This window comes from Pectobacterium versatile, assembly GCF_003932035.1.
GTDB classification, from domain to species: Bacteria; Pseudomonadota; Gammaproteobacteria; order Enterobacterales; family Enterobacteriaceae; genus Pectobacterium; species Pectobacterium versatile.
The window spans coordinates 3,813,830-3,825,874 of the sequence record NZ_CP034276.1 but is presented as its reverse complement, the minus strand read 5'-3'; the positions used below and the strand labels follow the sequence as shown (position 1 = coordinate 3,825,874).

The 12,045-nt window shown below is 45.6% G+C and carries 13 protein-coding genes and 1 tRNA gene; 12 read left to right on the top strand and 2 right to left on the bottom strand.

Annotation, left to right across the window (positions count from 1 at the left end):
• Positions 1–12: 12 nt before the first annotated feature.
• Positions 13–1,260, top strand: coding sequence for an esterase FrsA (gene frsA / locus EIP93_RS17375; RefSeq protein WP_116586564.1), 1,248 nt, complete (start codon positions 13–15; stop codon positions 1,258–1,260).
• A gap of 80 nt (positions 1,261–1,340) precedes the next feature.
• On the opposite strand, the gene EIP93_RS17370 is transcribed toward frsA, so the two are convergent.
• Entirely contained in the window at positions 1,341–1,676 is a 336-nt protein-coding gene (locus EIP93_RS17370) for a 5-carboxymethyl-2-hydroxymuconate Delta-isomerase (protein WP_125233044.1), read from the bottom strand.
• A gap of 179 nt (positions 1,677–1,855) precedes the next feature.
• Here EIP93_RS17370 and crl point away from each other — a divergent pair, with 179 nt between their 5' ends.
• The 3 genes from crl (at position 1,856) to proA (ending at position 4,721) form a co-directional block, all read left to right on the top strand.
• Positions 1,856–2,230, top strand: coding sequence for a sigma factor-binding protein Crl (gene crl / locus EIP93_RS17365; RefSeq protein ID WP_103943374.1), 375 nt, complete (start codon positions 1,856–1,858; stop codon positions 2,228–2,230).
• A 123-nt stretch (positions 2,231–2,353) separates the two neighbouring features.
• Complete coding sequence (proB, locus tag EIP93_RS17360; RefSeq protein ID WP_103943372.1) at positions 2,354–3,457, top strand: glutamate 5-kinase; 1,104 nt, start codon at positions 2,354–2,356, stop codon at positions 3,455–3,457.
• 10 nt (positions 3,458–3,467) lie between these two features.
• On the top strand, positions 3,468–4,721 hold the full coding sequence (gene proA, locus EIP93_RS17355; RefSeq protein ID WP_125233043.1) for a glutamate-5-semialdehyde dehydrogenase: 1,254 nt from the start codon (positions 3,468–3,470) through the stop codon (positions 4,719–4,721).
• A gap of 304 nt (positions 4,722–5,025) precedes the next feature.
• On the opposite strand, the gene EIP93_RS17350 is transcribed toward proA, so the two are convergent.
• A complete protein-coding gene (locus EIP93_RS17350; RefSeq protein WP_125233042.1) occupies positions 5,026–5,445 on the bottom strand; it encodes a hypothetical protein in 420 nt (139 codons plus the stop codon).
• A gap of 535 nt (positions 5,446–5,980) precedes the next feature.
• On the opposite strand from EIP93_RS17350, the gene EIP93_RS17345 reads away from it, so the two are divergent.
• From EIP93_RS17345 to EIP93_RS17310, 8 genes are all read left to right on the top strand, one after another.
• Positions 5,981–6,056: transfer RNA gene (locus tag EIP93_RS17345), tRNA-Thr, on the top strand.
• Positions 6,057–6,231: 175 nt separating this feature from the next.
• Positions 6,232–7,446, top strand: a complete 1,215-nt coding sequence (locus EIP93_RS17340; RefSeq protein ID WP_125233041.1) for a tyrosine-type recombinase/integrase — start codon at positions 6,232–6,234, stop codon at positions 7,444–7,446.
• A gap of 326 nt (positions 7,447–7,772) precedes the next feature.
• Complete coding sequence (locus EIP93_RS17335) at positions 7,773–7,976, top strand: helix-turn-helix transcriptional regulator (RefSeq protein ID WP_037036505.1); 204 nt, start codon at positions 7,773–7,775, stop codon at positions 7,974–7,976.
• A 136-nt stretch (positions 7,977–8,112) separates the two neighbouring features.
• On the top strand, positions 8,113–8,349 hold the full coding sequence (locus EIP93_RS17330; protein WP_125233040.1) for a hypothetical protein: 237 nt from the start codon (positions 8,113–8,115) through the stop codon (positions 8,347–8,349).
• Positions 8,350–8,423: 74 nt separating this feature from the next.
• Positions 8,424–8,714 carry a hypothetical protein gene (locus EIP93_RS17325; protein WP_125233039.1) on the top strand — a complete coding sequence of 97 codons (291 nt, stop codon included), beginning with the start codon at positions 8,424–8,426 and terminating at the stop codon, positions 8,712–8,714.
• Between the two features lie 54 nt (positions 8,715–8,768).
• Positions 8,769–9,134, top strand: coding sequence for a hypothetical protein (locus EIP93_RS17320; RefSeq protein WP_125233038.1), 366 nt, complete (start codon positions 8,769–8,771; stop codon positions 9,132–9,134).
• Positions 9,135–9,197: 63 nt separating this feature from the next.
• Positions 9,198–9,449 carry an H-NS family histone-like protein gene (locus tag EIP93_RS17315; protein ID WP_125233037.1) on the top strand — a complete coding sequence of 84 codons (252 nt, stop codon included), beginning with the start codon at positions 9,198–9,200 and terminating at the stop codon, positions 9,447–9,449.
• A 197-nt stretch (positions 9,450–9,646) separates the two neighbouring features.
• Entirely contained in the window at positions 9,647–11,185 is a 1,539-nt protein-coding gene (locus EIP93_RS17310) for an RNA-directed DNA polymerase (protein WP_125233036.1), read from the top strand.
• Positions 11,186–12,045 lie beyond the last annotated feature (860 nt).

The following is a 12,045-nucleotide window of genomic DNA, read 5'->3' as shown; positions in this document are numbered from 1 at the left end:
ACGGAGGCTGCTGTGGCGCAAGCTAACCTGTCTGAAACGCTATTCAAACCATCCTTTAAACATCCCGAAACCTCGACGTTGGTCAGACGTGCGCGGAATAGTCAGGACGTGCAGGGGCTGCATTCTACGCTGGAAGGGGAGAAGACCCGCAGTTGGTATCGGATGATTAACCGACTGATGTGGATTTGGCGTGGTGTCGATCCGTGGGAAATCGAAGACGTGCTGTCGCGCATTGCTGCCAGTAAGGCCGACAGAAGCAACGAGCAACTGCTCGATACGGTGATCGGCTACCGAGGCGGTAACTGGATTTATGAATGGGCGAAGCAGGGCGCAGACTGGCAGCAGCGGGCCGCGGAAAGTGAAGATGACGCGCAAACCGGGCAACTCTGGTTGAATGCTGCCAACCTCTACAGCATTGCTGCTTATCCGCATATTAAAGGCGATGAACTGGCGGAACAGGCGCAAACGCTGGCAAACCGCGCCTATGAAGAAGCCGCCAAGTACCTGCCTTACGAACTCAAAGAACTGACCTTCCCGATTGCTGGCGGCGGTACGCTGACCGGTTTTCTGCATATGCCAGCGCAGGCGAAAGCGCCTTTCCCTACTGTGCTTATGTGCGGCAGCTTGGAAATGTTGCAGAGTGATTATCACCGCCTGTTTCAGGACTATTTTGCGCCAGCGGGCATGGCAATGCTGACGATTGATGTCCCCTCCGTTGGATTTTCTTCCCGCTGGAAGCTGACTCAGGATTCCAGTTTCCTGCATCAGCAGGTCTTGCGTGCGCTGCCGGATGTCCCGTGGATCGATCACACCCGCGTTGTGGCGTTTGGCTTCCGCTTTGGTGCCAATATTGCCGTTCGGCTGGCGTATCTGGAATCGCAACGCTTATGCGGCGTGGCCTGTCTCGGGCCAGTAGTACACCATCTGTTAAGCGATCCGAATCGCCAGCAGCAGGTGCCGGATATGTTTATGGATGTGCTGGCGAGTCGGCTGGGTATGCCGTTCTCGACGGATGCGTCACTGAAAACCGAGCTGGGGCGCTATTCGCTGAAAACGCAGGGGCTGTTAGGGCGCCGCTGCCCGACGCCGATGCTGGCAGGCTACTGGGATAACGATCCGCTATGCCCGAAAGAAGAGGCCAGCCTGATTGTGAATTCATCTGCACAAGGGAAGCTGATGGCGGTTAATTTCTCGCCGGTGTACCAGAATTTCCACCGCGCACTACAGCAAATCAGCAGATGGTTGCAGGATAAAGTGTAGAAGAGCGGGCGTAACGCACGGTCTGTGCAGGCGAATCCTCGCTACACGGACCGTTGTTCCTGCTAGACGATAACCGTCGATCACAGGATCTTTTTGGCATAGCAAAGCCTCTCCATATCAATCACTTCAACCGTAACTGACAGATTCTTCAATCCAAGCGCTTCAATCTTCTGAAGTACCCGATTGGAGAGACTGCTTTTCTGTTCCTCCGTCCGCCCAGAAAGCACCTTGATTGCCACATGAATAAAGCTGGCTCGTTCGCCACCTGTCGTGTAGTTATCGTAAGCGAGGGATCTGGCTTTGATGTCACTGCCGTCACTGGCAAACAAACCAGATTCGAGCGCACCGCGATAGATCGCAGGGAGTAGGGCATTTACATCAATGTCTGACGAATGTTCGGCGATACAATGGGGCATGAGCGTCACTTCCCAATTAACGAAAACGAAGAAACCAGAGTATTAAATACCCTGTGTCGATCGGCAATGCTTTTTCAGGAAAGCCTGCGCGGACAAAGTGGATACGTAAGTTGTTATGCAGGTGGTTGATAAATTGCCATTCTCTGCTAAAAAGAATGTTCAACCAGAGGAGATCGTAGATGATGTTACCGAGTGGACACCCCAAAAGCCGACTCATGAAAAATTTTACGTCGTTGGGGCCTTATATCCGTGAAGCGCAGTGCGAGGATACTGCGTTCTTCTTTGATTGCCTGGCGGTCTGTGTCAACATCAAGCCCGCGCCAGAACAGCGGGAGTTCTGGGGCTGGTGGCTGAATTTGGAAGATACCGGCAAAGGTTTTGCCTATGAGTATCACTACGGTCTGTTTGATAAACAAGGCCACTGGCGTGAGGAAAAAATCAAGGACAAAGCCGTGATGGAACAGGTGGAAAATGCCAGAAAGGCTTTCCATGTTCGATTGGAGAAGCAAGTTAACGCGCTGGAACCCGCCTGTACCCTCGTCGCTCGACCGTGATACTTCCCCGACGATCCCCGATTTATTCGCAGGTTTTCGCGTTGTGCCTGTTGGCATAACGCGTCTGTCCTGCTACAACGTTTTCCTTATTCTTATTTTTTGACATTCAACGGCAGAAAAATTATGAGCGGCAGCCAGACTTTGGTTGTGAAACTGGGCACCAGCGTGCTAACTGGCGGTTCGCGCCGTCTTAACCGCGCCCACATTGTTGAACTGGTGCGCCAGTGTGCGCAGCAACATGCGGCAGGGCATCGGATTGTTATTGTTACCTCTGGGGCGATTGCCGCCGGGCGTGAACATTTGGGTTACCCTGAACTCCCGGCTACGATTGCGACCAAACAACTGCTGGCCGCCGTGGGTCAAAGTCGCCTGATTCAACTGTGGGAACAGCTGTTTTCTATCTACGGTATCCACGTCGGACAAATGCTGTTGACGCGTGCGGATATGGAAGATCGTGAGCGTTTCCTCAACGCGCGCGACACCATGCGAGCGCTGCTGGATAACAATATCGTCCCGGTCATTAATGAAAACGACGCCGTTGCGACCGCCGAAATCAAGGTCGGTGACAACGACAACCTGTCTGCGCTGGTGGCGATTCTGGCCGATGCGGATAAGCTGCTGCTGCTGACCGATCAGGCTGGGCTGTTTACCGCCGATCCGCGCAATAATCCTGATGCTGAATTGATCCGTGAAGTCACCGGTATCAACGATGCGCTGCGCAGCATTGCGGGCGACAGTGTGTCTGGTCTCGGAACGGGTGGCATGTCGACCAAATTGCAGGCTGCCGATGTGGCCTGCCGCGCCGGTATCGACGTGGTGATTGCCGCAGGCAGCAAACCGGGTGTGATTGGTGATGTGATTGCCGATCTTTCTGTCGGAACGCGTTTTCATGCACTGGACGCGCCGCTGGAAAGCCGTAAACACTGGATTTTTGGCGCACCGCCGGCGGGGGAAATCACCGTTGATGACGGCGCGCTCTCGGCGATCCTCGAGCGCGGCAGTTCGCTGCTGCCTAAAGGTATCCGCACCGTGGAAGGCAATTTTTCTCGTGGTGAAGTGATCCGCGTGCGTAGTCTAGCGGGCCGCGATGTGGCGCATGCCGTGACGCGCTATAACAGTGATGCGCTGCGTATGATTGCCGGACACCATTCTCAACAGATTGCCGATATTCTTGGCTACGAATATGGTCCGGTTGCTATCCACCGCGACGATATGATTATCAATTAAGGAGTTCGCGATGCTTGAACAAATGGGTAAAGCGGCAAAAGCGGCCTCTTATCAGCTAGCGGTTTTGAGCACGGCTCAGAAAGATCGCGCGCTGCTGACGATTGCGGATTTGCTGGAAGCCGAAAGCGCGACAATTCTCGCGGCTAACGCGCTGGATTTAGCCGATGCGCGCCAAAATGGCATGAGTGAGGCGTTGCAGGATCGTCTGCTCTTAACGCAGGAAAGACTGAGTGCGATCGCCAGCGATGTGCGTCAGGTCTGTCGCCTGACCGATCCGGTAGGGCAGGTGATTGACGGCAGCATGCTGGATAACGGGCTTAAGCTGGAGCGTCGTCGTGTGCCGCTCGGCGTGGTCGGGGTGATTTATGAAGCGCGCCCGAACGTCACCATTGATGTGGCGTCTCTGTGCCTGAAAACCGGTAACGCGGTGATTCTGCGCGGTGGCAAAGAGACGTACCGCACCAATGCGGCGACGGTAAAAGTGATTCAGCAGGCGCTGTCGCAGTGCGGCCTGCCTGCTGCTGCTGTGCAGGCGATTGAAAGTCCGGATCGTGAATTGGTCAATCAACTGCTGAAGCTCGATCGCTACGTGGATATGCTGATTCCGCGCGGTGGTGCCGGTCTGCATAAGCTGTGTCGCGAACAATCGACGATTCCGGTCATCACCGGTGGTATCGGCGTTTGTCACATCTATGCTGACGACAGTATTGATTTCGACAAAGCGTTGACGGTCATTGAAAGCGCCAAAGTGCAGCGTCCTAGCGCCTGCAACAGTCTGGAAACTCTGCTGGTCAATCAACATATCGCCGACCGTTTCCTGCCAGCGCTGAGCAAGAAAATGGCGGCGGCTGGCGTTACGCTCCACGCCAGCCCTTCAGCGATGCCTTATCTTAGCGCTGGCCCGGCAAGCGTCGTTGCCGTGGAAGAGGCCAACTACAATGATGAATGGCTCTCTAACGACCTGAACGTCACGCTAGTGGACGATCTGGATGCAGCGGTTGCCCATATTCGCGAACACGGTACACAGCACTCTGATGCGATTCTGACGCGCTCCTTGAGCAATGCGGAACGCTTCGTGCGTGAAGTGGATTCCTCCGCGGTGTATGTCAACGCGAGTACGCGCTTCACCGACGGCGGCCAGTTCGGTCTGGGGGCGGAAGTGGCCGTCAGTACCCAGAAACTGCATGCTCGCGGCCCAATGGGGCTGGAAGCGCTGACCACTTATAAGTGGATTGGTTATGGCGACGATTTGATTCGCGCCTAATCGCTTAATGGCTGCGTATATCAAAGTGATATGCGCAGCATTATTTTTACTCCGTTTTTTACTTCAGTTTTTTCTAAATAAGACATCTCATTCCAACTGTAATGCTTTACTGTGTTGTATTCATTTAATTTAAAATTTAATACAGTAATAAAAAACCAATGAATTAACCGCATCAGAAAAATATCCTCCAATAGCAACAGGCTATGCTTTGTGCGGCGTTTCACAAATACATAGCCTGTCTTGCTACCGGAGGATAAAGGGTAGTAATGACTTATCCTTTATTACAGTAACGCGTTATTTCATATTAACGCTGATGCTTCTCTGCGGCGTTATGGATTGAGTCGGCGGTTTCACGAGTATTCTTTTCCGCGCGACTGTTAAAATTATCCGCTTTCGATTTGACGTCGGCCCAGCCTTTTTCGGCGTCTTTTCTGGCTTCGGATTCTCTGGATTTCACATCAGCTTTGACTTTATCTGCCTTTTCTCTGGCTTCTGGTTCCCTTGATTTGAGATCCGCTTTGAAGTCATTCGCTTTTTCCCGCGCTTGAGCGTCGTGCTCATGCGCCTTGGTTCGCGCCTCTGACGCTTTTTCTCTCGCTTCAGCGCGATCGTGACTGAAGGCCGATTCCGCTGAAGCTCGGGCAGAATCCAGATCATCTGCTGCCGCCATGCCAATGTAACTGGTTCCCAGAATTAAGCCTAAAAAAAGTGGTTTCATATTCATGGTCTATTTCCTCTTACAGCGCTTAATGACTACGCTAACAATAACCTTGCCGTCGACAACGTATTATTGAAAGCTTCACGTTAAGACCGCCTCCTTGTCGTCCTGGTCATTCAAGTAGAGCAAAATAGAAAATAAAAAGAATAGGGAATTATCCTAAACGGTACACTTGGGTTTTGTTATGTATTGCATTTATATCAGAAAGGTAAAAAGATATTTTTATTGTAAATATCACTTTCTATAAAACAGAATATTTACCTTAAAGAGAGATGGCGTTTTCCTTTCATGAGGCACAGTCTTTCTGGTACTTCATGCGAAGAAGATGGTGGGCTAGGGTACGTGGCGTACAGTGCGTCCGTTAAGCCGAAAAGCTATAGCGTATGGTGTTATTAGTACGGAAAATTATCAGAACTGCCTTATCAACATAAGGGTGATGATAAAATCGGCAGACGATCGCCAAACGCTTGACTTGATGTACCATTATCACTAATTTGTCACCCCGTAGTTCACGTCTGGCTCTCGCCACGACGATCCCAAAGCCGATATAGCTCAGTTGGTAGAGCAGCGCATTCGTAATGCGAAGGTCGTAGGTTCGACTCCTATTATCGGCACCATCCTACCTATTTTAACGTCTCCCTAAGTCTACTCAAACACCCTTTAAACCCTTATAATACGCGGTTTCACGGCCCTTATTGTCTCTGCTCGTCTACTCACGTTCACAGAAATCTACGGTGAGTTGGGGGCATCAGTGGGGGCATATCGTGTTCGGTCTAAAGGAGATGCCCCCAAGTGAAGCTCAATGCCAGACAGGTAGAGACTGCAAAGCCCAAAGATAAACCCTACAAGTTAGCAGATGGTGGGGGCATGTATCTGGAGGTGTTCCCTAACGGCACCAAAAGCTGGCGCATGAAATACCGTATCGCAGGTAAAGAAAAACGTGTGGTGTTTGGTGTCTATCCGACCATTACCTTAGCCGATGCCAGAAGCAAAAGAGATGATGCTAAAAAGCTGCTGGTTAATGGCGTTGATCCGAGTGCGTTTAAGCAAGAAAGCAAACAAGCCCACATCGAAGAAGTGAAAAACACCTTTCAAGAAATTGCGCTCGAATGGCACAACATGAAAGTGAAGAAATGGTCTGCGGGATATGCCTCTGACATTCTTGAAGCCTTCAACAAAGACGTCTTCCCGTTCATTGGTCAACGCCCTGTTGCAGACATTAAGCCGTTGGAACTGCTAAATGTGCTTAAAAAGATGGAAGACCGAGGGGCGACCGAGAAAGCCAAAAAAGTACGTCAACGCTGCGGCGAAGTGTTTCGCTACGCCATCGTGACAGGAAGGGCTGAGTATAACCCCGCACCAGATCTCACCAGTGCCATGCAGGGGCATGAATCTACACATTACCCATTCCTGACCACTGAAGAGCTTCCTGCTTTCTTTAAAGCCCTTGCGGGCTACTCTGGTAGTGAACTGATGGTGCTGGCAGCAAGATTGCTGATCATTACTGGCCTGAGAACAGGTGAATTGCGCGGTGCGTTATGGTCAGAAATCGATACCAAGAAAGCGCTATGGGAAATTTCCGCTGAACGCATGAAAATGCGCCGTCCTCATATCATCCCGCTATCTACCCAAGCGTTAGCCATCATCGAACAGATCAGAGCGATGACGGGGCAATTTCCTTTACTATTTCCCGGACGCAATGATCCCAGCAAGACCATGAGCGAAGCCAGTATCAATCAGGTATTTAAGCGAATTGGCTATACAGGCCGGGTTACGGGTCATGGCTTCCGTCATACCATGAGCACCGTTCTTCATGAACAGGGCTACAACACCGCATGGATTGAAACCCAACTGGCGCATGTGGATAAGAATGCTATCCGTGGCACCTACAACCACGCGCAATATCTCGATGGCAGACGTGAGATGCTGCAATGGTATGCCGATTATATGGATAGCCTTGAGAAAGGCTTCAATGTGAAGCAGGGAACGTTTAATCGGCGTGGGTAGGGATAACTGCTGATGAATGAAGGGCTATGTCTTAACGGGCATAGCCCTTTTTCTTGGCTAAAGCAGATAAGAATTAAGTCAGAATTTAAACTGATAACACTTAACCAATTGATTAATAGATAAATTGTAAAATACCTTGAAACAGGAAAATAAATAGCACTTTTTGCCAAATAGCTCTACACCCCGCCCAGTGACAGCTCTCCCGCCATTTCATCCGTTTTTGTTTAAAAAACATTCAATTCAGGTTCAATTCTGATTTTTCGAGGGTTGAACGTCATAAGCGATCTGCAGATACTACATTCATCAAAACAACAACGGAGAAATATATGACAACAAGAAGACTTATTCGCCTGCCGGAAGTGATGAATAAAACAGGATATAGCAAAGCATGGATTTATCGACTTATTAGCAGGGGCGTATTCCCAGAACCGATAAAGATTGGCATAAGAGCCAGAGCTTTTGTTGAAAGTGAAATCGATGAATGGATTGAGAATATTATTCAGTTTTCACGTAAACACGCTGATTCATGAAAAATACACTATTAATACGATGAGGAGGTTTTATGTAAGACGTTAAATAACACACTTTATTAATCATATCCCTACATTGAAAAGCATAATGCACTTTTATGCAGGGAATCTTATTACCAAAAAAAGGATAAACAAAATGAATAATGATATATCAATATTAGTAAGCATGGTATGTGAAAAAACGCCTAAAACACTTAGCGTGATCCAAGAAAGCTTCAATGTATTTGTTGCGCTGAGTGGTTATTCCATCGAGGAGATCATGAAGGATAAAAGCTTGTTAGACGCTTTAAACAGGCATGTGAATAATGATTTAGTTGACGAGATGGAGTTAGAGTATGGATCTGTAATCATAAATCTAGTTTATAAAAAGTAGTTTCCTTATTTACCCCCTGTTCGGGGGTTAAAAAAAATGAATTCCAAATAATCATATAAAAGTGAGGTTTAATTATGTCTAAAAAAAATGGTGTTGAAAATAAATCTACTGAGTTGTTCCTTGATCTTGCTATGAGATCTTTTGAAGCAAGTTGGGAGTTTTTTCAGGAAGTGAATGGAGAGAGTATCGAGTTGCTTGATGATCCTGATTTTATGAGTTTATTCATTATGTATATTATTGACCATATCCAGAATAACTTTGAGAGATTCACAACCCAAGAAGGGAATAGTGGTTATATTGGTGCGGTTAACGTTGAGCAAGTTACGGAAATGTTGGTGCGGTATTCGAATGGTTTTAGAAAGTAAGTTTTAATATTGCCCCGCAAGGGGCTAATAATCAACCTAATAAAAGGATTCAATATGAAAGAAATTGTATTAAATGAAAAGAATGAAACGGCAGTATGTCTTATCGCAAATGTATTACAGGGGTATTGTGAAATGACTTATAACATATTTGAAAATGAACCTGATGCCGCAATCAATATTTTATTAGCGAAAATGCATTCAGAGATTCTTTATGATGTTCTGATTGCACATGAAGTTGAAGTGTGTGTGAAGAATGGCAGATATAGAGATTTAATAGGCATTAACTTTGATGAGTTAAAGGAAAAGATATTATATTGGCACCAAGAGCATATCATTGAGCTTGTATTAAAAAACATAAAACAAGATGAAACTGACGGCCCTATTTATTGGAAGCTCAAAATGACAGTGAACCGGCATTGAGTAATGAATATATTCCCTCGCAGAGAGGGAAATAATCCATATAAGATAACTGAGAGGTTAAAAATGATTGATGAATTCAATGTTATGTTTATGTATAGAAAAATCCAAGCTGAAGCTGCTACTACTGATATAAAGACATTGAACCAACTGTTGAAGAAGTTCAGAAAAGTGGTAGAGGAGCGCCGGGAAGAATACTATCAGGAAATCGGTGAGGAAAAGGCGCGTAAGCTGAGGATGAAGAGACTCCTCAAACTGATGGAAAAGGATAGGGTATCACCAGAGGAACTATGCTCTTTTGGCTCAGGCATGCGCTGAACGTTTGTGGTTGAGTGCTATCCTCAATCTGACAGGCTGATTTGTTTCAGAAGCAAACAGAACTAACATCTTTATTATTAACTGGATGTAGTCCACAAAATCATTGATCTTTGACTCATTTTAATGATGCAGCATAAGACATTGAGACAAAAGGAGTGTTTAATATACCTCTGAAAGTTATACTTGTGGGGGGATATATGACATTAATTACCGAAATGGCAGCAGAGGACGCAAGGGATTTTTTTTTAAAACACAATAGTTATTGCAGTTTTCCACTTCCTATTTACTTTGACTTTTCGCCTCTTCTGCACGCAGTGAGTGATGCGCTGGATCAGAAGCAAAACGGTATTAACGATATCGGCTACAGAAAAGCATGCAATTATGAAAACGTAAACTATATATTGCAAACAAACAAAGATGGTCATTACTCTTGGCGACCATTCGATTTGATTCATCCTGCTATTTATGCTCACATCGTTCATAAAATAACCGAAGAAGAGGAATGGGATCTCTTAGTCGCTAGATTTGATACTTTTCAAATAAATGAAAAAATAGTGTGTGCAAGTCTGCCAAGAGAATCTGAAGATAATGATATTTCTGATACCGCTGAGACCGTATCGGGATGGTGGCGTGATGTCGAACAAGAATCTATCAATAAATCTCTTCAATTCAAATATCTGTTCACTACAGATATAGCAAATTTCTATCCATCGATTTATACCCACTCTATTCCTTGGGCAATTCATACTAAAGAAGAAGCGAAGGAGGTAAGAGGAGATAATACAAATCTTGGAAACCGAATAGATTACGCCTTACGACAGATGCGTTGGGGACAGACAAACGGTATTCCTCAGGGTTCTGCACTTATGGATTTTCTTGCTGAAATAGTCCTAGGCTATGCCGATGAATTGCTAGGGGAGAAGCTCGAAGAAGAAGATATTGATGACTATCATGTTATTCGATACCGTGATGACTATAGAATCTTTACAAATAGTAAAGAGGATGCTGAGGCAATAGCGAGATATCTTACTGTTATTCTGCAAAAATTAGGATTACAGCTTAATGCGTCTAAAACATCTCTTTCTGAAGATATAGTCCTCAGCTCGATGAAACCCGACAAGCAAGAAGCTTTAATACTCTTTGGCAAAAGTGTTAATACTACGAATATTCAAAAGACTCTTTTGAAGCTTGTTATTTTCTCCCGTAAATATAAGAACTCAGGTCAGCTTGAAAGATATCTAGCCAAGATAAATAAGCGTTTAGAACGCATGAACAAGCTGAAAGAGGATGTTCGACCGATCGTTAGTATCATTGCTGACATTATGGTTAATAATCCGCGCACATTTCCATCTTGTGCATTAGTATTAAGTAATGTACTAAAATTTTTAGAAGATGATGATGAGAAAGTAGAGTTGATTGAACAGATTAAATATAAATTTGAACCTATCTTGGGTACTGGGATTTTAGATATCTGGCTACAACGTATCTCTTATCACATTGACAGCGATATAGAATATGAAGAGACCCTTTGTTCTATCGTATCTGGCGCACACGATAAACCACATGAGCATGTTTGGAATTCTGAGTGGATCACTGACAATAATTTTAAGAACAAAGTGATGGCTACCAATTTTATTGATTCTGAAAAGCTTGAAGACTGCGAGCCAGTAATACCTGAAGATGAAGTTGTGCTATATCCTTATGATAGTGAATATGATTATGAGGAAGAAGAGTAGTTCCCTTACCGAAAAAACATTTATAGAGATCAAAATCCTATCAAGTAAATGGTGGAATACCCACCCTTTACTTGGTTTTATTAAAGAGCTTGGAAAATGATAATATTGTCACGCTAAGTTTGTTATTTTAAAAATGCTAAATATTTTTGACTTTCTCTTGACGAATAATATATATCGGTTAAATAGAATAAAGATACAAAAAAAGTCAGACTATGATGTTTGACTTTTTAAGGACTAAAAAAGTTTTGCCGACTTTTGAAGTCTTGTAATCGAGTTAATCGAGAACTGATTACAAATATAAATAAACTATTACCTAATCAACTTATATTTGTCAAATCTAAATCGCAACTTTTTACAAACTTCAAATACCATTTCTAAAAGCTTCGCAGTCCTCGAAAGCAATCAAATTAATCGCCTTTGTATCAGGTCTGCATATGTGGAGTCATTGAGCGCGAGTCGCTTACAGGAGTTGTCCGTATGTTTGTTGATTGTAGGTATAGAAGGGGGAGCGACGAAATACCAACTCGAAGCGAAGCTCTAAACAGATAAATGAAATTGTAATGGAATGGCTATGAGAAAGCCCTACCTTTGCTTAACCGCATAAATAGGGGATAGCAATACATTTTATCTGCATGGGCGAATCTGGGAGTGTCGTAGGGTGTCCTGTGTTGGAAACGATCCAGAACTCTAAGCCAGATCAACTTGGGTGAAGTCAACTATTTTCATCTTGGTTCTCGCCAATCCTGATCGATTTTTGACTTTATCGTCAGAAATTTCAGGAGGTGAAACCTTGGGTGAAGTCCCCTTTCGGGGGGCACACGCAAGGTAAACTCATTTATAATAAGTTATGCCATGAGATA

Excerpts from the sequence above, each read along its gene's own strand:
- EIP93_RS17350 (WP_125233042.1), bottom strand. The coding sequence starts at position 5,445 with ATGAATATGAAACCACTTTTTTTAGGCTTAATTCTGGGAACCAGTTAC.
- proB (WP_103943372.1), top strand. The coding sequence starts at position 2,354 with ATGAGCGGCAGCCAGACTTTGGTTGTGAAACTGGGCACCAGCGTGCTA.
- EIP93_RS17335 (WP_037036505.1), top strand. The coding sequence starts at position 7,773 with ATGACAACAAGAAGACTTATTCGCCTGCCGGAAGTGATGAATAAAACA.
- proA (WP_125233043.1), top strand. The coding sequence starts at position 3,468 with ATGCTTGAACAAATGGGTAAAGCGGCAAAAGCGGCCTCTTATCAGCTA.
- EIP93_RS17325 (WP_125233039.1), top strand. The coding sequence starts at position 8,424 with ATGTCTAAAAAAAATGGTGTTGAAAATAAATCTACTGAGTTGTTCCTT.
- EIP93_RS17330 (WP_125233040.1), top strand. The coding sequence starts at position 8,113 with ATGAATAATGATATATCAATATTAGTAAGCATGGTATGTGAAAAAACG.
- EIP93_RS17320 (WP_125233038.1), top strand. The coding sequence starts at position 8,769 with ATGAAAGAAATTGTATTAAATGAAAAGAATGAAACGGCAGTATGTCTT.
- crl (WP_103943374.1), top strand. The coding sequence starts at position 1,856 with ATGATGTTACCGAGTGGACACCCCAAAAGCCGACTCATGAAAAATTTT.
- EIP93_RS17370 (WP_125233044.1), bottom strand. The coding sequence starts at position 1,676 with ATGCCCCATTGTATCGCCGAACATTCGTCAGACATTGATGTAAATGCC.
- EIP93_RS17310 (WP_125233036.1), top strand. The coding sequence starts at position 9,647 with ATGACATTAATTACCGAAATGGCAGCAGAGGACGCAAGGGATTTTTTT.
- EIP93_RS17315 (WP_125233037.1), top strand. The coding sequence starts at position 9,198 with ATGATTGATGAATTCAATGTTATGTTTATGTATAGAAAAATCCAAGCT.